Source organism: Dongia deserti, assembly GCF_003574735.1.
GTDB classification, from domain to species: domain Bacteria; phylum Pseudomonadota; class Alphaproteobacteria; order Dongiales; family Dongiaceae; genus Dongia_A; species Dongia_A deserti.
The window spans coordinates 45,635-66,056 of record NZ_QORW01000003.1; the positions used below are offsets into that span (position 1 = coordinate 45,635).

Genomic DNA, 20,422 nt, shown 5'->3' on the forward strand with positions numbered 1-20,422 from the left:
TACGCCGACTACGCCACACGCGTGCGCCATAGGCTGGTTCCCGGCGTGTGGTAGCGCCATCAATCCGACACCATTCGGCCGCAATCAGGATGGAAGCTCAGGGCGTCGAAGGAGACGACCGTGAGCCGGCGAATCCTGATCGTTTTCATCCTGCTGTTGTCCATTGTGCCGACCCCGCAGGCCGGTGCCGATCCCGAGCCGAAGCCGCGAAGCCGAATCGTCGCAGCGATCCTGGAACGTTTCGCTCCGGGCTATGATCGATTCTGCTTCATCGGAAGCGAGGTGAGCCGAGAGTTCAAGCCTAGGCCATTCGAGCTGCCGCCGACCTTTCATGAGCGCTTTACCGATGGCAGGTTCGATGAGGCGCAGGTCAATGATACCGGATGCCCGACACCTGAGCGCACAAGAGACGACTGTCATTGGGGTTGCGTCGTCGTCTTAGTCTTCGACTCTACCGCTTTTGGCTACCCCACACATTGGGAACCGTGGCCCGGTTGCAATGAGGAGACGATTTCATTCAGCAGCAGCTATCGAGAAGGTCCGAACGCCAGGCTGATCCTATGGGCAAATATCTATCGCGACGGTCTGTTCCACGCGAGCGACTACGGATCTCACAATTATCTGACAATCGTCGAGATCGCACCGTGCACATACAACGTCCACGACAAGCGTGGGATCGAATGAGCCTCTACACCAACCCGATCACCGACACGTGGCGGCCGTAGTCCGGCTCCTTGCGCAGGACGGAGCGGCGGTAGCTGAAGAAGGTACCCGCTTCGGCGCAGGTGTCGCGGTGTGCGACCTCGATCTCCGCAAGATTCATCGCTTCGAGCGCGGCAGCGACGTAGGATTCGAGGTCGAACATGTAATGACCGTCGCGCTGAGCAGGCCGGAAGTACCGCGCGTTGGCCGGGTCCTGCGCGAGGAACGGTGCCGGGAACTCCGGACCGACTTCGTAGCTCGCCGGACCGATGCACGGGCCGACCCCGGCGCGGATGCGCTCCGGCCGCGCGCCTAGCGCGCACATCTGCTTCACCGTCGCCTGCAGCACGCCGCTGACCGCGCCGCGCCAACCCGCATGGGCGGCTCCCACGACGCGTGCCTCCGGATCGGCGAACAGGATCGGCACGCAATCGGCCGATGACGCGGCGATGGCGATATTGCTGCGCCTGGTGACCAGCGCGTCGACCTTTGGCCGCGGCCCGTCGCGCCATTCCTCTTCGACCACCAACACGTCCGGCGAATGCACCTGATAGGCGGTCAGCAGCGTGTTCGCGGGAATATCGGCCAGCTTAAGCACGCGCCGGCGATTCTCACGCACGCGCTCTGGCTCATCGTCGGAGCCGAGACCGCAATTGAGCGAATCGTAGATGCCTTCGCTGACACCACCGGCGCGCGTCATGAAGCCGTGGCGGATGCCGGGCAGAGTTTCGAAAACGCTGAGTTTGATCATGGGAAGCCGGCAAGCTCCTGCAGGTCCGGATGCGAGATGGCGAGCGCCTTGAATAAACTGCCCATTTGCCGGGGATCGATCAAGCGGGTCATGGCTTGCGCGATGGCGCTGCGGTCGGCCTCGCTTGCTTTCGCGGACAGCAGCGCTGCGCGCGTGCGGATGCCGAGTGTTTCCAGGAAGGTCGCCTGTGCCAACGCGCCGTGGGTACGCGCGCCGGCCTCGCGCGCGGCGTTCGCCACCGCCGCAAAATCGACGTGGCCGGTGAGATCGGCGGCACCGATCTCGGCCAGCGGATCGCAGAAGCGGTGCGCCTTCACGGCTTGCAGCGACTCGCCGACGGCGCTGTCGGCGGGTCCATAATCGATGAACAAGGCCGCGATGCCCTCCTCAGCCATTCGCGCACCGACCGTGCTGGCAATGGACAGGGCGGCTGGACAGACTTCCGCGATCTCGTCCGGCTTCGCACGCTTGTGCGCCGCCTGCAACAGGGCGAGTTGCGGGCCGGGCGGCAGCAACGTCCAGGCGAGCGTGTCGTTCACGAGATCGACGCCGCGCTCGCGCCAACCCCGCTCCGTCATCTGGAACTGGTGGATCGGCAGAGCATCCAGGAACTCGTTGCCGACGATCAGGGCCGGTCCGTCGGGCAAGGTCGTCAGATCGTCGTGCCACAGCGGATGAAAGGCACCGAGCCTCTGCTCCTGCAACGCGCGCAAGGGCCGGCTGATCTCCACCAGATGCAGCCGCATGGCGGAGAGGAATGGCCGCCGCACCTTGGCGGCGCGCAGGGCATCCGCCATCAGCGTGCCGCGACCCGGACCCAGTTCCACCAGCAGGAACGGATCAGGCGCGCCTGCGCGCTCCCACGAGTCGACGCACCAGAGGCCGAGCAGCTCCCCGAACATCTGGCTGATTTCCGGCGCGGTGATGAAGTCGCCCGCACCGCCAAGCGGATCGCGCGTCGCGTAGTAGCCGGTCCCCTGCTCCGCCAACGCGATGCGCATGAACTCCGCGACCGTGACCGGCCCACTCGCCGCGATGCGCCGCTTCAGAAGATCGAGGGCGGAGGTCATTGCCCCTGCACTTTCCGCTACTCCATCCGTCATCCCGGCCTTGAGCCGGGGTCCATTCCGCAGTCGCACGCGCGGCTGGACCATGGGTCCCGGCTCAAGGCCGGGATGACAGTGAGAGAAGAACGTGCACTGCTGGCGAATATCGCGCTCACTTGCCTCCTTCCGCCATGCGCGGTTTGCGCATCACGAGATAGAGGCCGAACAGGAACATGGGGACGCTCAGGATCTGGCCCCAGGTCACGAAGCTGTAGGCGCCGAGGCTCACTTCCGGCTCGCGGAAGACCTCGCCGATCGAGCGCGCGATGGCGTAGCCGATCAGGAACAGGCCGGTCATCATGCCGAGCCGCTCGCGGATCCGTTGCTGGCGGGCGGCCCAGAACAGGAAGAGGAAGAGCACGATGCCTTCGAGCGCAGCCTGATACAGCTGGCTCGGGTGGCGCGGCACATTGTCGATGTGCGGGAAGATGAAGGCCCAGGGCACATCGGTTGGCCGGCCGACCAGCTCGCCATTAACAAAGTTCGCAACGCGGCCGAGAAAGAGACCGATTGGGGCCGAGACAGCGATCACGTCGGAGAAGGCAAACGGACTGAGCTTCTGGCTACGAGCATAGAGCACGATCGCAACGATTACGCCGATGAGGCCGCCATGGAACGCCATGCCGCCCTTCCAGATCTTGAAGATCTCCAGCGGATTGGCGAGATAGACGCTGGGCTCCCACAGCAGCACCTGCCCCAGCCGTCCCCCGGCGATGATGCCGATAGTGACCCAGAACAGGAGGTCGTCGAACTGCGTGCGCGACACGCGCTGCGGCGGCAGCTGCGCCTGCCAAATGCAATAGCGCCAGGCCAGGAGAATGCCGACGATATAGGCGAGGGCATACCAGCGAATGGCAATAGGTCCGATCTGCAACGCAACCGGATCGAACTCGGGAAACATCATGTGCGGAACCGATGGAATGGATGGAAACGGCCGGCGATCGGTTTATAAGTGGAGCCATCGACAGCGGCAAGCGAAGCGACCATGCAGACCGACAACCGATTTCTCGATGACCTAGCCAAAGTGGCCAGCGGCGCCTTGGGTTCCGTCAGCGGCGTGAAGCATGAGGTCGAGGTCCGCGTCCAGCAGCAGCTGGAAAGGCTGCTCGCCCGCATGAATCTGGTGCCGCGCGAGGAGTTCGACACCATGAAGGCGGTCGCCCAGGCGGCACGCGAGGCGCAGATCCGGCTGGAAGCGCGCGTTGCCACCTTGGAAGCCCGACTGGCAGCCGAGGATGCCATCGCGGCCGCGAACCGCACCGACGCGCCTCCACAAGAGTTCGAGTCTGAACAGCCTTAGGCGCTCTTCTTAGACTGGGACTCGAAATTTCCTTAATTCCCCGCTTGCGCTGGAGTCCCAAATTTGCAACTCTATTTGTTGTGGGGATTCACTGTTCTGTCATCTAGTCCTGGGGGCGCGGCCCCACCTGCGGGCCTCCGGGGGGCGACGCATGGAGGGCGCTAGCAATGGCATTGCTCCGAGTTGAGTCGACCCAAACCCGTCACAATCCCATCGACATGCTGGAAGAGCTGGTGGCCGTCAATGAATGGCGGCACGAGCGTTCGGCTGACGAAGAGATGGTGGTCGAGTTCCGTGGTCAGTGGTGCGAATACCGCATGTTCTTTGTTTGGCAGGAGGATTTGGGGGCCCTGTATTTCTCGTGCTTGTTCGACATGAAGATTCCGGCCGGCAAGCGCCTGCTGGTTTCTGAATTGCTAGCCATGATCAACGAACGGCTTTGGCTCGGCCATTTCGACCTCTCCTCCGAGGAGATGTCGCCGATGTACCGCCATACCGTCCTCTTACGCGGCACCAGTGGGATCGTCGCCGAGCAGCTTGAGGATCTGCTTGAAACCGCGATCGGCGAATGCGAGCGTTTCTACCCTGCCTTCCAATTCGCGCTGTGGGGCGGTAAGAAGCCCCATGAGGCGATGGAAGCCGCCATGTTGGAGACGGTCGGAGAGGCCTAAAACTCAACGATGAGCGATCAGAAGATCGTCTTGCCCGGCCCGCTTCTGCTGGTGGGTTGCGGCAAGATGGGTGGTGCGTTGCTGCGCGGCTGGTTGGGGCGCGGCGTCGCCGGCAAGAACGTGTTCGTGGTGGATCCGGCGCCGCGGGACCTGGAGGATGTCCAGGCCCGCGGCGTCACCATCGCGGCCGCGATTGATCAGCTGCCGGCCGGACTGCAGCCCGGCATCGTGCTCCTGGCGATCAAGCCGCAATTCATGGACGAGGCCCTGCCCGCCTATCGGCGATTCGCCAAGGCGGGCACGGTCTTTCTCTCGATCGCTGCCGGCAAGACCGTCGCTTATCTCAAGAGCAAGCTCGGTGCTGATGCAGCGATCGTCCGCTCCATGCCCAACACGCCGGCCGCGGTCGGGCGCGGCATGAGTGTCATCCTCAAGGACCCCAGCATCCCGGCCGCCACGCTCGAATTGTGCGGACAGCTCTTGTCTGCCGTCGGCAAGGTCGGCTGGATCGACGAAGAGGACCAGATCAACGCCGTCACGGCGCTCTCGGGCGGCGGGCCGGCCTATGTCTACCTACTGATAGAATACCTGGCGGAAGCGGGCCGCGCAGCGGGCTTGCCCGCCGACCTTGCCATGCAATTGGCGCGAGAGACGGTGGTCGGCTCCGGCGAGCTGGCGTACCAATCGAGCGAATCCGCCACCAAGTTGCGCGAGGCGGTGATGAGCCCCAAGGGCACGACCATCGAGGCGCTGGCCGTCCTGATGGCGCCGGATGGATTGCAGCCCTTGCTCACCAAGGCCATCGCCGCCGCCACGACGCGCGGGCGCGAGATCGCCGAAGGAAAGTGATGGACGCTGCGCCGGGGGCCAGGGGTAGCATCGCCCGCGTGCGCGACGCGCTCGCGCGCCACGGCCTCGAAACCGAGATCAAGGAATTCGATGCGTCGACCCGCACCTCCGCGGATGCGGCAGCTGCCATCGGCTGCACGGTTGCGCAGATCGCCAAGTCGGTGATCTTTCGGGCCAAGGGCGCCAACCAGCCGGTGCTGGTGATCGCGAGCGGCGTCAACCGGGTGGACGAGAAGAAGCTGGAAGCAGTGCTGGGCGACAAGATCGGCCGGGCCGATGCGGAGTTCGTGCGCGCCTCGACCGGGTTTGCCATCGGCGGCGTTGCGCCGGTCGGCCATACCGGACCGGTGCGCGTTTTCATCGACGCAGACCTCAACCAATATGACGAGATCTGGGCTGCAGCAGGGTCTCCGAATGCCGTCTTTCGCCTCACGCCGGCGGATTTGCGGCGCATCACCGGGGGCCACGTGCTGAAGGTGAGTTAGGAGTCCAGCCCTCTCAAAGCCTTGCTCTCGTCCTCTTCCCGCGCCAAAGTGCTTATTAAGGTTCGGCGCAAGGAATGGAGCAGGTCATGGCCAAATCCGCGCGCAAGGCAGCGAAGAAAGCTAGACCGAAGGCCCGGCCGCGTCCCCGGCCGAGACCATCGCCCAAGGGTCCCGCGGGCGACCCCAAGGCGGCCATGCGCGAGGCGCTGCTGCGCATGGTGGCAGCCGGTGGCTGGCGCAAACTCTCTTACGCCGAGATCGCGAAGGATGCGGGGCTAAGCCTCGCCGCCGCCTATGAAGCGTATCCGTCGAAGGCGGCGATCCTGACCGGGATCAGCCGAGACATCGACGCCCGGCTGTTCGCCAGCCTGGAGGAGGATCCGCTGGACGGCTCGGTCAAGGACAAGCTCTTTGACCTGATCATGCGGCGGTTCGACATCCTCAGCGAGCACAAGGAAGCGTATGCGGCCCTGGTCTGGGAACTGCCGCATACGCCGTTCGAGGCCGGCTGCCTGATGTTCCAGCTTCGCCGGTCCCTGGCAAACATGCTGGAGGCAGCGGGCGTCTCCGCCTCCGGGCTGCGGGGCGCCTTCCGCATCGAGGGGCTCGGCGCCATCTATGCTTGCGCGCTTCGCGTCTGGCTCAAGGATGAGACTGCCGACCTATCTAAGACCATGGCAGAACTGGATAAACGTCTTGCGCAGATCGATCGGTGGATCGGTTTGACGCGCCGCGTCAGAGATTAATTGTATGATTAATATAGCTTAATCGCAGATTTTTTGCATCGCAGCAAAAATTCCCTTGACGTTCCTGTTGCACTGCACAATATTGGCCTTAAGAACAGTTCGGCGGCCCGGGACGGGGTCCGAACAAGTTTAACCATACCCCTGAGGAGATCAGAGATGGCCAAGGCACAGACCGTCGAGACCGAGTTCGTGAAGGTTCCCGACTTTACCCAGTTTCAGGCCGAGTTCAGCAAGTGGGCTGGCGACTTCGGCAAGTATTTCGTCAACGGCAAGGCGCCGGGCTTTGACTTCGACGCGGTCTTCGCGCTCCAGCGCAAGAACGTCGAGGCCCTGACCGCCGCCAACCAGCTCGCTTTCGATGGCGTCAAGGCGGTTGCGCAGCGCCAGGCCGAGATCGCCCGCAAGGCGTTCGAGGAGTTCGGCAAGGTCACCAAGGAGCTGACCACGGCCGGCACGCCGGAAGACAAGTTCGCGAAGCAGGCTGACCTCACCAAGGCGGCTTTCGAAGAGGCGCTCGCCAATCTGCGCGAGCTCGTCGACACCCTGCAGAAGTCGCAGGCTGAAGCGGTCGACGTGCTGACCAAGCGCGCGGTTGCCAACATCGAAGACGTCAAGGTGGCCGTCGCCAAGATCGCGAAGAAGTAACGCTTACTCTCGAGTAGGCCCGAGAAGGTCTCCCCTTCCCCCCAAGTCGGCAGACCTTCTTAAAAACTGACCGCCCGCTGTCCCCCACAGCGGGCGGTTTTGTTTTCCAACCTGCCTTGTCAAGCCTAAGCTCGCCGGAGCCGGAGCATCAGCGACACGACGACAATTGCGGCGTCGCGCATCAAAAGAAACCCGAGAAACCCCGGACCAAGGATGATCAACGCCCACTTGACTGCAAGCGGCGTGGAACCAGCATCTTCGGCGAGCCATCCCTCTAGCGGGAAGTAGATAAGGGAGAAGATCAGAACTGCGGCCAACTTCGGTGCCAGCGCTTGGAGCCATTCGGCTGCCGGAAGGGACTGAAGCCGCGCAAGGTTGAACTGCCAGTAGCCGCCAGCATTGAGCTTCGGCCACGCCCGAACGTGTCTATAGTCGCGAATTATACTCGCACCCAAAACGATCACCATCCCGACCAGCAGGCCCCGAAGGAGATCGGGTTCGCCAATCCAGAACGCGGCGGCAACGCCGGGGAAGAATCCCAAGGCGAGCACAATGTGTGTGCGTTCGTGGGCTCTTGCGAGTCGGCTTCCGTTCTCAGCCGACGGTACGACACGCAACGCGCCAAACCAAGGCACGAACACCCGTTGGCCCTGCCATTCGACGAACACTCTACTTAGGCAATCACCTCCGTTCATGCGGACCTCGCGGTCCCTGCACGAGGCGGTAATGAGAACAGGGCCAGTACCGCATGACGGGCAGCAAGGAACGTCAACACGCTGAATCCGATCAGCATCGGACTAACCACGAACCAGTATTCGCGCCAACCTTCGCCCGGAGCCAACAACATCGAATAGAGCGCTTTTCCGCATATAGCGCCCCCAAGTGCGCCCCATCCAAGTTCCTTTACTCGATCGAGGATCGGCAGCGTTCTGAAATAGCTGAGCATGAAGCGAATACGGCTAGACCACGCCGTCGTCAGAGGCAGCCAATCCCTTACCCAGCAATGCTCCAGGAGCATTCCGCATCCGAGGGCACTCAGGCCAGAAGCAATGGCTGCTCCGGTCGCTACGGCAAGAACATCACTATCACCAATCGAACGCGCGGCTACGAAGAACAGAATCAGCGTCGACGCAGTGATAATATCCATGCGGTAGCGCATTTTCAGCACCCGTGTTTCCTCTTGAGCCGACGGTACTATTCGCGGCGCGCCAAACCACGGCACAAAGACGCGCTGCCCCTGCCAGTTCACGAAACCCCTGTTCAGACGCGTGTAGTCGCTCATGCGGCCCTCTTTGGCACCATGAAGCTATCAGAGTTCAATCATTGCGGGAAGGTCCGGGGCTGGAGGCGGCCTCTTTGCAAGTGCACGCAAGTTCCGTAGTCTCCCGCCCTTGCGCAGTTAACCACGAGCCGAGGCATGCCAGAGGGACAATCGGAGCCGCTTTCCGGGGAGATCAGCTACGATGACTTCCGCAAGATCGATATTCGCGCCGGGACCATCATCGCGGCGGAGCCGTTTCCCGAGGCGCGGCGGCCGGCCTACAAGCTGACCGTGGATTTCGGGCCTGCCATCGGCACGCGGCGAACCTCGGTGCAGATCACTCAGCGCTACACGCTGGAGGAGCTGGTCGGCCGGCAGGTCGCGGCGGTGGTCAATTTCCCGAAGAAGCAGATCGGCAAGTTCATGTCGGAAGTGCTGGTGCTGGGCTTCCCGGATGAGAACGGCGCGGTCGTGCTGATCCAGCCGAGCCTCTCCGTGCCGAACGGCGGCCGGCTCTATTGAGGACGACATAGATGGCGTTGCATTTCTCGGAATCGGAACTGGCGGCGCGGCGCGAGCGCGCGGTCGTGCTGATGCAGAAGCGCGGGCTCGATGGCCTGCTGATGTTCCGGCAGGAAAGCATGTACTACCTGACCGGCTACGACACGTTCGGCTATGTCTATTTCCAATGCCTCTATCTCGGCGCCGACGGCAGGCTCATGCTGCTGACCCGCATGCCGGATCTGCGTCAGGCCGAGAACACCTCCGACATCAAGGACATCCGCATCTGGATCGACGCACCCAATGCCGACCCCTCGGCCGAACTGCGCGAGTATCTGCGGACCTTCGGCCTCGCCGGCAAGACGCTGGGAGTCGAATGGGAAGCCTACGGCCTCACCGCCCGCGGCGGCATGCGGCTGCAGGCGGCGTTCGACAGCTTTGCCGATCTGCAGGATGCCTCGGATCTCGTCTCGCGCCTCCGATTGGTCAAGAGCCCGCAGGAGATCGCGTATGTGCGAGAGGCCGCGCACCTCGCCGACCTGGCGCTGGACGAAGCGCATCGCTTGACCAAGCCCGGCGCCGACGAGGGCGAGATCCTGGCCGCGATGCAGTCGATCATCATCCGAAATGGCGGCGACGATTCGGCCAATGAGTTCATCATCGGCTCGGGCCCGGACGCCCTGCTCTGCCGCTACAAGACGGGGCGGCGCAAACTCGACGCGCAGGATCAGCTGACGCTCGAGTTCGCCGGCGTCTATCGCCACTATCATTCCTGCCTGATGCGCACGATTCCCGTCGGCAAAGTGTCGCGGCGCCAGATCGAGATGCACAAGGTCGCGGTCGAGGCGCTCGAAGCCTGCAAGGCAGCGCTGAAGCCCGGCCGTCCGATCGGCGCGGTGTTCGACGCGCACGCGCGCGTGCTGGATGCCGCCGGCTATCGCCAGCACCGCATGAACGCCACCGGCTACAGCCTCGGCGCCACCTTCGCGCCGAACTGGATGGATTGGCCGATGTTCTATCACGGCAACAGCGAGCCCGCGGCGCCGGGACAGGTCTACTTTATCCACCTCATCATCTTCGACAGCGAGCACGGTCTCGCCATGACCAGCGGGCAGACCGTGCTGGTCAACGAAACCGGATGTGAGGCGTTATCCCAGCGCTCGCTGGAGCTGGTCGTGCGGTAGCGTTAGCCTCGGCCGTCCATCGAATTGCGCTGACCGCTGACCACCAGGGCCCGCGCCGAAAGCTCAAACGAGCCATCCGACCGGATATTCTGCAGCTTCTTTCGATAGAGCCGTTCGAGCTCGCCGCCGGACTCGCGGTCGAGCTGAGCCGCAAAGGCGGAAAACGGCGTGGCACTGGACCTGAACGGCAACCAGAACTCCTCGAAGGATCGGAACGGCATCCGGAATTCGAGATGCGCGGTCCTGACATTGGACAGTCCTGCCTTCATCCATCGTCTCGAGAATTCCTCGAGGTCGGCATTCCGGAGCGGCCGCGCCTTGGCCTGGTAGCCGGCGACTTCGTCCGGCGCCAACGCGGTCGCTGCTTCCCAGAACATCGCCATCATGGGCATTCCGCCGCGGAAGTCCCACTGGCAGGCCGCGACCCGGCCAAACGGCCGCGTCACGCGCACCATCTCGCCGATGGACCGATCGGGCTCGGCAAATTCCTGCAGCACCAGAAGGCCCAACGTTGCGTCGAATACGCCGTCCGGAAACGGTAACGCCTCTACGGAACCGACTTGAAACTCGGCGCGCGAACTACTCGCCCGCCGCGCAAATGCGATGAAGCTCTCGACTGGGTCCACGCCGGTGATTCGGATGGTTCTCCCGTCTGCCAAGGCGGCACGCGCCAGCACGCCCGTTCCGCAGCCAACATCGAGAATGTGTTGCCCATCCTCGAGACCCGCGAAGCGCAGGAACAGCGGAGCCAAGCGCGCGCTCCAGCGCCCCATGAATGCTTCATAGCCTTCGGGGTCGGAGTAGCTCATAGGCGCTGTGTGGTGGTTTCCACCGGCAATCCGGCGGCGCGCCATTCCGGCAGTCCGTCCTGCAGGCGCCGGACCTTGAAGCCGCGCGCCCTGAGCAGCGCGACCGCTTCATAGGACAGGACGCAGTAGGGGCCGCGGCAATAGGCGACGATCTCCTTGGATTTGTTGAGCTTGGTCAGGCGCCGCTCCAGCTCGCCGAGCTGCACATTGAGCGCTCCGGGCAGATGACCCAGCGCGAACTCGTCGGCCGGCCGGACGTCCAGAACGGTGACCAGCCCCAGCTTCATACGCTCCAGGAGCTCGGCACGCGAAACCGGCTCCATGCTGTCGCGATCGTTGAAATAGCCGCGCACCACGCGATCGACTTCGGCGAGGTTACGCTCCGCGACGCGCTGGATCGCGGCGAGCAGATCGAGGACCGAATCATCGGTCAGCCTGTAGAAAACGAACTTCCCGTCGCGCCGCCCGCTCACCAGGCCCGCCTGGCGCATGTGCTGCAAATGCTGGGACGCGTTGGCGATCGACAGATGAACACGGTCGGCAAGCAGTTCCACGCTGCGCTCGCCCTGTGCGAGTTGCTCCAGCAAGGCGAGGCGATGGGGGTGCGCCACCGCCTTCGCGACGGCAGCGAACTGCGCGAACAGGGCCTGTTTCGGACTCTCGCTTGACTTCTGAGTCATATCATTCCATCATTCAACAGATTTATTGAATAATGCGCTGATCGCCTGCCCTCGTCAAGCGCTGTGGAGCCGATGACCTGGACCGAAACATTGCTCGCGCATGAAGCCGCGATCCGCCTCGGTGCCTTTGCCGGCGTGTTCGTCGCCATGGCGGCCTGGGAGCTGTTGGCGCCCAAGCGCCGCCAGACGATCGGACGCCTGCGTCGCTGGCCAGGCAATCTTGGCATCGTCGTTCTGAACACGGTGCTCATCCGTATCATCTTTCCCGTCGCGGCGGTGGGCACGGCGATCGCCGCAGCAGCGCACGATTGGGGACTGTTCAACTGGCTGCCGGTACCAACCTGGCTCGCGGTGATCGCATCCGTCGTCCTGCTGGACCTCGCCATCTATCTGCAGCACGTCCTCGTCCACGCGGTGCCCGCGCTCTGGCGGCTGCATCGCATGCACCATGCCGACCTCGAGTTCGACGTGGCCACGGGAGCGCGCTTCCATCCGCTGGAGATCGCCTTGTCGATGGTGATCAAGATCGGGATCGTGGCGGCACTCGGGGCACCGGCGGTCGCCGTGCTGCTCTTCGAGGTGGTGCTGAATGCCACGTCGATGTTCAATCACGGCAATGTGCGGCTCGCGCCGTGGCTTGACGGCGCACTGCGCAAGATCGTCGTCACGCCCGACATGCACCGCGTTCACCACTCGGTCGTGCCGCGCGAAACCAACAGCAACTTCGGTTTCAATCTGTCCTGTTGGGATCGCCTGTTCGGCACCTACCGCGCAGCGCCGGCAGCGGGCCATGACGGAATGACGATCGGAATCGAGCAGTTTCGCAACCCGCGCGAGCTTCGGCTGGATCGGATGCTGATTCAGCCGTTCCGTGACGATGACCGCCTTTATCCCCTCGGACGCCGGGAAAACGCGACATGACCCGGTGGAGCGTCTTTCTCCGCCTTCTGCTCGCGCTGGCCGTGGCAGGCGGCGCAGTCTTGTTGGCGGTCTATCGGGACCGCTTCGATCCAGCACTCATCGAGCAGGCAATTGTCGCGATCGAGCCCTGGGCGCCACTCGCGCATGTCCTGCTCTTCACGATCGCGACTGTGCTCTTCGTGCCCGGTGCGATCGTCGGTCTTGTCGGCGGCGTCTTATTCGGGCCGGTGTGGGGGACCCTTTTCAACCTCGTCGGCGCAACCCTCGGCGCGACGGCTGCCTTCCTGACGGCGCGCTACATCGCGTCCGACTGGGTCAGGCGCAAGGCGGGCGGACGGCTTCAACGGCTGATCACCGGGGTCGAGGAGGAAGGCTGGCGCTTCGTCGCGTTCGCTCGGCTCGTACCGCTGTTCCCGTTCAATCTGCTCAACTACGCGTTTGGCCTCACACGCATCCGGCTCCTGCACTATGTCATCGCCTCTCTGGTCTGCATGTTTCCGGGAACGCTGGCATACACGTGGCTGGCCTATGCCGGACGCGAGGCGCTCGCAGGACATGACACGGCTATCCGCTACGGGCTGATTGCGCTTGCGCTGTTGGCCGCCATCGCCTTTGCGCCGCGCATCATTCGCCGTATTCGATCACGCATGCCGTTCCGCTGGATGGATGCGGCCGAGCTGTCGGGCGAGATCGATCATCTCCAGCCGACAATCATCGACGTACGCGGAGCGGACGAATTCGTGGGGCCGCTGGGGCACATTCCCGGCGCCCGTAACGTGCCTGTCGGAGAGTTGCCACGGCGGCTGCACGAGCTCTCCGCGGTTAGAGATCGTCCGATCGTCTTGGTTTGCCGGACCGACAAGCGATCAGCCAGCGCGGCTGCCTTGCTTCACGATGCGGGGTTCCGCGATCTTCGCGTCCTGCGGGGCGGCATGGAGCAATGGGACAGGCACGGGTTCAACATTGCAGACCGGAACGCTCCCGTTGCGGCATAGGGGAATATCCCACGCTGGAATCCGACAAGGTCATGACGCTTTGAGGTCCATATGACGCCGATCTATCTGGACTACAACGCCAGCACGCCGATCGATCCTTCGGTAGCTGCAGCGATGCGGCCCTTCCTGGAGGACGCTTTCGGCAATCCGTCAAGCGGCCACTGGGCGAGCATGCCGGCCAAGGTTGCGTTGGAAACAGCCCGGGGCCAAGTGGCGGCGCTCCTTGGTTGCGGGGCTGATGAAATTATCTTCACCAGCGGCGGAAGCGAAGCCAACAATCTCGCGCTCAAGGGCATCTTCTTTGCGAACAGGCACAAGGGCGATCACATTATCACCAGCCAGATCGAGCACCCCGCGATTCTCGGTCCCTGCAAGTTCCTGGAGCGGCTGGGCGCGCGGGTGACCTATCTACCCGTCGATGGCAGCGGCCGGGTGGACCCCGACCACGTGCAGCGCGCGATCGTGCCCGGCACGATTCTGATCTCCGTCATGCATGCCAACAACGAGGTCGGCACGATCCAGCCGATCGACAAGATCGGGCGCATCGCACGCGAGCACGGAATCCTGCTCCATACCGATGCCGCGCAGTCGGTCGGCAAGATTCCGACCAAGGTCGACGCGCTGAACATCGATCTCCTGACGATGGCGGGGCACAAACTCTATGCCCACAAGGGGGTTGGCGCCCTCTACGTCAAGCGAGGGATCGAGCTCGAACCACTGATCCATGGCGCCGGGCACGAGCGCGGCCGGCGCGCCGGGACAGAGAGTGCGCTGCTGGCCATCGGTCTCGGTGCGGCTTGTGCCCTGGTCGAGGACCTCGCACCGATGGCGCGTGTCCGGGCTCTGCGCGATCGGCTCTGGGAGGGACTGAACCGACAGTTCGGCGACGGGGTCGTCCTGAATGGTCACCACGAGCATCGTCTGCCCAACACGCTGAACGTTGCCTTCAGCGGCAAGATCGGCGCCGAGCTGCTACAGCGGCTGGATGGCCTTGCGGCATCAACGGGCTCGGCGTGCCATGCCGGACGCATCGAGCTCTCCCCGGTCTTGAAGGCCATGGGCGTACGCCCCGAGATCGGCGGCGGCGCAATCAGATTCAGCCTCGGCCGCAGCACGACGGAAGCCGAGATCGACCAGGTGCTGAAGCGTTTGGCCGACGAACTGAAGCCGGTCGCCTGAGCGAAGACGAGAAGGCAAGCGATGGCCGACAACGCGTGGCGGCGCGTGCCTGGCTGCGCTCTAGGCCTTGATCGGAATCCAGATCTCCAGGCCGCCGTTGCCGGTCCTCGGATCGAACTCCTCGCCGTAGCGTTCGAAATCCGGGCCGTCGACGACCTCGTGGCCGGATTCGGGCAGCCATTTACTCCAGATCGTGTGCATCGTCCGGCGGATGGCCGAGATGTGATCGCGATGGCGGAACACAGCGTAGCGCTGCGGCGCGATGCGCAGGCGCGCGAACTCCGGCGGCACGTCGCTGAAGTCAGAGATCTCGACGCCGCAGACGTAGTCGAAGTTGCCGGACTCATCGGCATTGCAGCGGACGCCATAGGCGACCTTGCCGACCTGTCCCGGAATATTGTCGATGTGCGGCCCGAAACGCTGCCACTGCGCCGGAATCGCCTTGCTGGATTCGCAGGTGTAGCGCTCGCTCAAGCCCACGATCAGCAGCGGCTTGCCGTTCTCGAAGCGCGGCGCATCCAGTTTCGCCATCAAGGTCTCATCCATTTTGATCGCCTCCACGAGCGGAAGATTGCCGAGATGGCCTTGCGCGCGGACCTGCTCCGGCGTGCAGCCGAACTGGTCCCGGAAGGCCCTGGTGAATGCCTCGTGAGAGCCGTAGCCCGATGCGAGCGCGACCTGGAGAATGTCGGCCGCCCCGTTGGTCAGGGACCGCGCCGCCTCGGTCAACCGGCGGGCGCGCATGTAGCGCATCACCGAATGGCCGGTGGCATCCCCGAAAGCCCGGGTCAGGTGGTAGCGCGAGACGCCCGCCACGCCGGCGACATCGTCAAGCGTCATCTCGCCACTGAAGTGGCTTTCGATGAACCACAGGGCCTTTCCGATCGGGTCCATAGCAGCCTCATGTCAGCACGGGCTCACTCTCGCCCGCCCGCGTGCCGCCCGCTTGATCGGTCTTGCGCAATCGGCATTGTTTCGGCAGCCGGTTTGCAGGAACGGAATGGCGGTCCGGCCGAGTCGCGCGGACCGGCCATAAACCAGTATAGATCATAGGCTTAGTACTCATATCCCGACCCCGCCAAAGGCATTGCCAGCCCGTCATCGCGCTGTTACATTCCGCGCGCTTTTCGCCCCTCGACCGACATCGGGGTGGCGGTTTTTTTGTCTCCCGGTGGCGGCGGGGCGACGGGCGGGCAACTTAGGGCAGCGCGGCGTTACGATGAAGATCCTGACGGGCAACAGCAACCGGCCGTTGGCCGAGGCCATTTCGGCCTATCTCAACCTGCCGCTGGTGAATGCCAGCATCCGGCGCTTCTCCGACATGGAAGTGTTCGTCGAGATCCAGGAGAACATACGCGGCGAGGATGTGTTCGTCGTGCAATCGACCTCCTTCCCCGCCAACGATAACCTGATGGAACTGCTGGTGATCATGGATGCGTTGAAGCGCGCGTCCGCGCGCCGCATCACCGCTGTCCTGCCCTATTACGGCTACGCCCGCCAGGACCGCAAATCGGGGTCGCGCACGCCGATCTCCGCCAAGCTGGTGGCGAACCTGATCACGACGGCGGGAGCCAATCGAGTCCTGACGGTCGACCTGCACGCCGGACAGATCCAGGGCTTCTTCGACATCCCGACCGACAATCTGTTCGCAGCGCCCGTCCTCATCAAGGACATCAAGGAGCGCTTCCACGGCGAGAACAATCTGTGCATGGTGTCACCCGACGTCGGCGGCGTGGTCCGGGCTCGCGCGATGGCCAAGCGCCTGAATGCCGATCTTGCCATCGTCGACAAGCGGCGCGAGCGCGCCGGCGTCTCCGAGGTCATGAACATCATCGGCGAAGTGAAGGACATGCGTTGCATCCTGGTGGACGACATCGTCGACAGCGCGGGCACCTTGTGCAATGCGGCCGTCGCGCTCAAGGAAGCGGGTGCGGCCTCGGTCAGCGCCTATGTCACGCACGGCGTGCTGTCGGGCGGTGCGGTTGCGCGCGTCTCGGCCTCGCCCCTGGAATCCCTGGTGATGACCGACTCGATCCAAGGCACCGAAGCGGTGCGGGTCTCGCAGACGGTGCGCCAATTGACGATCGCGCCCCTGCTGGCCGAGGCGATGGCCCGCGTCAGCGAGGAGCGTTCGGTCTCCAGTCTGTTCGACTGAAGACGCATTGCCCGGGTGGTTCGCGCCATCCGGTTCAAAATCCGTTCGGCACCCCTGGAGGCCGATCGGTTCCGCCGGGCGGATGGTCCGCCCGCGGAGATGCTGCAGGATGAAAGGAGATAATCATGCCCGCAGTTGAATCCATTCGCGCGGAGGCTCGCGACCGCGCTGGTAAGGGGGCTGCTCGTGCGACTCGTCGTGCTGGCCGCGTCCCTGCCGTGATCTATGGCGAGAAGAAGGAGCCGACCTTGATCTCGCTCGATCCTAAGGAACTGGTCAAGCTGGTACACAGGAAGGCGTTCTTTGCGACCCTGCTCGACCTCGACCTCAGCGGCACCAAGCATCGCGTGCTGCCGCGCGACGTGCATTTCGATCCGGTGACCGACAAGGTCTTGCATGCCGACTTCCAGCGCGTGAGCAAGGAATCCAAGATCCGCGTCCACGTGCCGGTGGTGGTGAGGAACGAAGGCGCTTCGCCTGGGCTCAAGCGCGGCGGCGTGCTCAACCTGGTGCGGCACGAGATCGAATTCCTGTGCTCGCCCGAGAACATTCCGCAGCAGATCGAGGTGGATGTGACGGGCCTCGAGATCGGCGGCAGCATCCATATCGGCAGTGTCGCACTGCCTGAGGGTGCCACGCCGACCGTCAAGGAGCGTGACTTCACCGTGGTCACCATCGGTGCCCCGTCCGGCCTCAAGGCCGAGATCGAGGCCGCTGCGGCGGCTGCCGCTGCGGCGGCGGGCGCTCCGGTTGCGGCTGCTGCACCGGTTGCCGGTGCTGCCGCGGCTGGTGCTCCGGCTGCCGGCGCTGCCCCGGCTGCGGGTGCCGCTGCTGGCGCCCCGGCAAAGGGTCCGGCGAAGAAGTAACGCGCTCCATCGGTTGGGAGCTGGCGATGCGTCTGATCGTCGGCCTGGGCAATCCGGGCGCACAGCATTCAGGGCATCGCCACAATGTCGGCTTCATGGCGGCGGGCGCGATCGCTCGCCGCCATGGCTTTTCTCCAGCCCGCGAGAAGTTCCATTCGCTGGCCGCGGAGGGCACGCTGGCCGGCGACAAGGCTCTGATCCTCTGGCCGCAGACTTACATGAACGACAGCGGCCGCGCGGTGCAGGCGGCGGCGCAGTTCTACAAGCTCGACCCGGGCGACGTGGTCGTGCTGTATGACGAGATCGATCTGGAGTTCGGAAAGGTCCGCGTCAAGAAGGGCGGCGGCACGGCGGGGCACAACGGCATCCGCTCCATCGATGCCCATATCGGCCCCGATTTCTGGCGCATGCGCATCGGCGTCGGCCATCCGGGCATCAAGCATCTCGTGAAGCACTATGTGCTGCACGATTTCGATGCCGAGGAGAAGCCGGAGGTCGAGAAGATCGTCGGCGCCATCGCCGACAATTTCCCGCTGCTGTTCGAGCGGGGCCACGAGCATTTCATGACGAAGGTGGCGCAGGTGATAAACCCGCCACCGCCGAAGCCTCCGCGGCAGGACCAAGAGTAATCAAGGAATTCGAGAACCATGGGTTTCAATTGCGGCATCGTCGGGCTGCCTAATGTCGGCAAGTCCACGCTTTTCAACGCCCTCACCTCCACGGCGGCGGCGCAGGCGGCGAACTATCCGTTCTGCACGATCGAGCCGAATGTTGGCCGCGTGGCGGTGCCTGATCCGCGGCTCGACAAGCTCACCGCGATCGGCAAGTCGGCCAAGACCATCCCGACGCAGCTGGAGTTCGTGGACATCGCGGGCCTGGTGCGCGGCGCCAGCAAGGGCGAAGGGCTCGGCAACCAGTTTCTCGCCAACATCCGCGAGGTCGATGCGATCGTGCATGTGCTGCGCTGCTTCGAGGGCGAGGTCACGCACGTGGAAGGCTCGATCGATCCGATCCGCGATGCCGAGACGGTCGAGACCGAGCTGATGCTGGCTGATCTCGAGAGCCTCGAGAAGCGCCTCGATGCCGCCGCCAAAAGGGCCAAGGGCGGCGACAAGGAAGCCAAGGCGCTGATGGAGGTGATGGAGCCCGCGCTCAACGCGCTGCGCGATGGCAAGCCGGCGCGCACGGTGATCGCCAAGCTCTCGCCGGAGCAGAAGCCGCTCTTCAAGCAGCTGGCTTTGCTGACCAGCAAACCCGTGCTCTACGCCTGCAATGTCGAAGAAAGCGCAGCCGCGACCGGCAACGCTTATTCCAATAAGGTCGAGGAACGCGCCAAAGCCGAAGCCGCGGTGGCAGTGGTGATCTCCGCCGCGATCGAAGCGGAGGTGGCGCAGCTGCAAGACGAAACGGAGAAGTCCGAGTTCCTGTCACATCTCGGCTTGCACGAGACCGGCCTCGCCCGCGTGATCCGCGCCGGCTATGCTTTGCTCGACCTCCTCACCTTCTTCACCGTGGGTCCCAAGGAAGCGCGCGCCTGGACCGTGCGCCACGGTGCCAAGGCGCCGGAAGCGGCCGGCGTCATTCACACCGATTTCGAGCGCGGCTTCATCCGCGCCGAGACCATCGCCTACGAAGATTTCGTCGCGTACGGCGGCGAAGCCGGCGCCCGCGACGCCGGCAAGCTCCGTTCCGAAGGCAAGGACTACGTCGTGCAGGACGGCGACGTGCTGCACTTTCGATTCAATGTTTGACGCCTTCTTGACCGGACGGCTGGGCGGCCCTAGCTGTTGATTGCGGCAACCCGGCAGGTCAGTCATGAAGAACGCCCAATCGCGCGAGCTGGCGCAGCACGAGTCCTTACTGGCGCGCATCGCCGATGTTACGCGGCGAGACCCACGCCTCATCGGCCTGTTGGTGGGCGGTTCTCACGTCAGCGGCACGACCGACCGATACTCAGACCTTGATTGTATTCTAGTCGCGGAAGCGGAGTCGTACGCATCCGTGCTCGAGGACCGACGTGCGATGGCGGACAGGGTAGCTCCCCTGCTCCATGCCTTCACGGGTGAGCACGTGGGCGAGCCGCGGCTCATGATCTGCCTGTATGAAACCCCGCCCCTGCATGTCGATTACAAGGTCCTCACGTTGGAGGCGCTCAAGGAGCGCGTCGAGGACCCGATCGTCGTGTGGGCGCGCGATGACAGCATCCGGGGTCTCTTCGAGCGGTCGGCGCCGCATTGGCCGCGCCAACTGCCAGAATGGTTCGAGGAGCGGTTCTGGATCTGGGTGCATTATGCCGCGATGAAGGTCGGCCGCGGCGAGATCTTCGAAGGGCTGGATATGTTCGCCTTGCTGCGACGGCGGGTGTTCGGGCCGCTGCTCGCGGAACGTGCTGGACATAGGCAGTATGAGGTCCGGCACATCGAGCGCCTAGTTCCTGAGGCCATCCCGCTGCTCGCTGCCTTGACGCCACCTCCGGATCGCGCTGCGTGTGCAACCGCCCTGGTCCGTGCGATGGATGTGTATCTCGATCTCACGCGCACGACGGTACCGAGCAATCGCAATCCAGCGGCCGAGATTACGGTGCGTCGCTATCTGGCCGAAGCAATCGTGTGACGT

Annotated in this window: 25 protein-coding genes; 17 read left to right on the top strand and 8 right to left on the bottom strand. The window is 63.9% G+C overall.

Annotated elements, in window-relative coordinates:
• Positions 1–120 precede the first annotated feature (120 nt).
• Positions 121–684, top strand: a complete 564-nt coding sequence (locus DTX69_RS05350; RefSeq protein WP_119300486.1) for a hypothetical protein — start codon at positions 121–123, stop codon at positions 682–684.
• Between the two features lie 4 nt (positions 685–688).
• Here the strand turns inward: DTX69_RS05350 and pgeF are convergent, their stop codons facing one another.
• The 3 genes from pgeF to lgt form a co-directional block, all read right to left on the bottom strand.
• Complete coding sequence (gene pgeF, locus DTX69_RS05355; protein ID WP_119300487.1) at positions 689–1,453, bottom strand: peptidoglycan editing factor PgeF; 765 nt, start codon at positions 1,451–1,453, stop codon at positions 689–691.
• Positions 1,450–2,523 carry a class I SAM-dependent methyltransferase gene (locus DTX69_RS05360; RefSeq protein ID WP_119300488.1) on the bottom strand — a complete coding sequence of 358 codons (1,074 nt, stop codon included), beginning with the start codon at positions 2,521–2,523 and terminating at the stop codon, positions 1,450–1,452. The genes pgeF and DTX69_RS05360 overlap by 4 nt, the downstream gene beginning before the upstream one ends.
• Before the next feature lie 148 nt (positions 2,524–2,671).
• Positions 2,672–3,463, bottom strand: coding sequence for a prolipoprotein diacylglyceryl transferase (gene lgt / locus DTX69_RS05365; RefSeq protein ID WP_119300489.1), 792 nt, complete (start codon positions 3,461–3,463; stop codon positions 2,672–2,674).
• An 81-nt stretch (positions 3,464–3,544) separates the two neighbouring features.
• On the opposite strand from lgt, the gene DTX69_RS05370 reads away from it, so the two are divergent.
• From DTX69_RS05370 to DTX69_RS05395, 6 genes are all read left to right on the top strand, one after another.
• Entirely contained in the window at positions 3,545–3,859 is a 315-nt protein-coding gene (locus tag DTX69_RS05370; protein ID WP_119300490.1) for an accessory factor UbiK family protein, read from the top strand.
• 218 nt (positions 3,860–4,077) lie between these two features.
• Positions 4,078–4,530 (top strand): type III secretion system chaperone family protein, encoded by a 453-nt coding sequence (locus tag DTX69_RS05375; protein WP_284735565.1) that lies wholly within the window; start codon positions 4,078–4,080, stop codon positions 4,528–4,530.
• A gap of 9 nt (positions 4,531–4,539) precedes the next feature.
• Entirely contained in the window at positions 4,540–5,379 is an 840-nt protein-coding gene (proC, locus tag DTX69_RS05380) for a pyrroline-5-carboxylate reductase (RefSeq protein WP_119300492.1), read from the top strand.
• Entirely contained in the window at positions 5,379–5,864 is a 486-nt protein-coding gene (locus tag DTX69_RS05385; RefSeq protein ID WP_119300493.1) for a YbaK/EbsC family protein, read from the top strand. Before proC ends, DTX69_RS05385 begins: the two co-directional genes overlap by 1 nt.
• Before the next feature lie 86 nt (positions 5,865–5,950).
• On the top strand, positions 5,951–6,610 hold the full coding sequence (locus DTX69_RS05390; protein ID WP_162916707.1) for a TetR/AcrR family transcriptional regulator: 660 nt from the start codon (positions 5,951–5,953) through the stop codon (positions 6,608–6,610).
• Between the two features lie 156 nt (positions 6,611–6,766).
• Complete coding sequence (locus DTX69_RS05395) at positions 6,767–7,255, top strand: phasin family protein (RefSeq protein ID WP_119300495.1); 489 nt, start codon at positions 6,767–6,769, stop codon at positions 7,253–7,255.
• 125 nt (positions 7,256–7,380) lie between these two features.
• Here DTX69_RS05395 and DTX69_RS05400 read toward each other — a convergent pair whose 3' ends face one another.
• The gene (locus tag DTX69_RS05400; RefSeq protein ID WP_162916709.1) at positions 7,381–7,950 is read right to left on the bottom strand and encodes a hypothetical protein; all 570 of its coding nucleotides are present in this window, start codon (positions 7,948–7,950) and stop codon (positions 7,381–7,383) included.
• On the bottom strand, positions 7,947–8,537 hold the full coding sequence (locus DTX69_RS05405; RefSeq protein WP_119300497.1) for a hypothetical protein: 591 nt from the start codon (positions 8,535–8,537) through the stop codon (positions 7,947–7,949). The genes DTX69_RS05400 and DTX69_RS05405 overlap by 4 nt, the downstream gene beginning before the upstream one ends.
• Before the next feature lie 135 nt (positions 8,538–8,672).
• Here DTX69_RS05405 and DTX69_RS05410 point away from each other — a divergent pair, with 135 nt between their 5' ends.
• Entirely contained in the window at positions 8,673–9,038 is a 366-nt protein-coding gene (locus DTX69_RS05410; protein ID WP_119300498.1) for a tRNA-binding protein, read from the top strand.
• An 11-nt stretch (positions 9,039–9,049) separates the two neighbouring features.
• Positions 9,050–10,201 (top strand): M24 family metallopeptidase, encoded by a 1,152-nt coding sequence (locus DTX69_RS05415; protein ID WP_119300499.1) that lies wholly within the window; start codon positions 9,050–9,052, stop codon positions 10,199–10,201.
• A 2-nt stretch (positions 10,202–10,203) separates the two neighbouring features.
• Here DTX69_RS05415 and DTX69_RS05420 read toward each other — a convergent pair whose 3' ends face one another.
• Both DTX69_RS05420 and DTX69_RS05425 read right to left on the bottom strand, forming a co-directional pair.
• Positions 10,204–11,010, bottom strand: coding sequence for a class I SAM-dependent methyltransferase (locus DTX69_RS05420; RefSeq protein ID WP_162916711.1), 807 nt, complete (start codon positions 11,008–11,010; stop codon positions 10,204–10,206).
• Complete coding sequence (locus tag DTX69_RS05425) at positions 11,007–11,690, bottom strand: ArsR/SmtB family transcription factor (RefSeq protein WP_119300501.1); 684 nt, start codon at positions 11,688–11,690, stop codon at positions 11,007–11,009. The genes DTX69_RS05420 and DTX69_RS05425 overlap by 4 nt, the downstream gene beginning before the upstream one ends.
• 72 nt (positions 11,691–11,762) lie before the next feature.
• Between DTX69_RS05425 and DTX69_RS05430 the strand changes: the two genes are divergently transcribed.
• The 3 genes from DTX69_RS05430 to DTX69_RS05440 are packed head-to-tail and all read left to right on the top strand — an operon-like array spanning position 11,763 to position 14,785.
• Positions 11,763–12,611, top strand: coding sequence for a sterol desaturase family protein (locus tag DTX69_RS05430; RefSeq protein WP_119300765.1), 849 nt, complete (start codon positions 11,763–11,765; stop codon positions 12,609–12,611).
• The gene (locus DTX69_RS05435; RefSeq protein ID WP_119300502.1) at positions 12,608–13,606 is read left to right on the top strand and encodes a VTT domain-containing protein; all 999 of its coding nucleotides are present in this window, start codon (positions 12,608–12,610) and stop codon (positions 13,604–13,606) included. The genes DTX69_RS05430 and DTX69_RS05435 overlap by 4 nt, the downstream gene beginning before the upstream one ends.
• 51 nt (positions 13,607–13,657) lie before the next feature.
• Positions 13,658–14,785, top strand: a complete 1,128-nt coding sequence (locus DTX69_RS05440; RefSeq protein ID WP_119300503.1) for a cysteine desulfurase family protein — start codon at positions 13,658–13,660, stop codon at positions 14,783–14,785.
• Between the two features lie 60 nt (positions 14,786–14,845).
• On the opposite strand, the gene DTX69_RS05445 is transcribed toward DTX69_RS05440, so the two are convergent.
• Entirely contained in the window at positions 14,846–15,679 is an 834-nt protein-coding gene (locus tag DTX69_RS05445) for an AraC family transcriptional regulator (protein ID WP_119300504.1), read from the bottom strand.
• Positions 15,680–16,004: 325 nt separating this feature from the next.
• On the opposite strand from DTX69_RS05445, the gene DTX69_RS05450 reads away from it, so the two are divergent.
• The 5 genes from DTX69_RS05450 to DTX69_RS05470 all read left to right on the top strand — a co-directional run bounded on the left by DTX69_RS05450 (position 16,005) and on the right by DTX69_RS05470 (position 20,419).
• Positions 16,005–16,940: a ribose-phosphate pyrophosphokinase gene (locus DTX69_RS05450; RefSeq protein WP_119300505.1), complete on the top strand. Its 936-nt coding sequence runs from the start codon at positions 16,005–16,007 to the stop codon at positions 16,938–16,940.
• Between the two features lie 125 nt (positions 16,941–17,065).
• A complete protein-coding gene (locus DTX69_RS05455; protein ID WP_119300506.1) occupies positions 17,066–17,806 on the top strand; it encodes a 50S ribosomal protein L25/general stress protein Ctc in 741 nt (246 codons plus the stop codon).
• A 26-nt stretch (positions 17,807–17,832) separates the two neighbouring features.
• Positions 17,833–18,435, top strand: a complete 603-nt coding sequence (pth, locus tag DTX69_RS05460) for an aminoacyl-tRNA hydrolase (RefSeq protein WP_119300507.1) — start codon at positions 17,833–17,835, stop codon at positions 18,433–18,435.
• A gap of 18 nt (positions 18,436–18,453) precedes the next feature.
• Entirely contained in the window at positions 18,454–19,557 is a 1,104-nt protein-coding gene (ychF, locus tag DTX69_RS05465; protein ID WP_119300508.1) for a redox-regulated ATPase YchF, read from the top strand.
• Between the two features lie 64 nt (positions 19,558–19,621).
• Positions 19,622–20,419, top strand: coding sequence for a nucleotidyltransferase domain-containing protein (locus DTX69_RS05470; protein ID WP_119300509.1), 798 nt, complete (start codon positions 19,622–19,624; stop codon positions 20,417–20,419).
• The last annotated feature ends 3 nt before the right edge of the window (positions 20,420–20,422 follow it).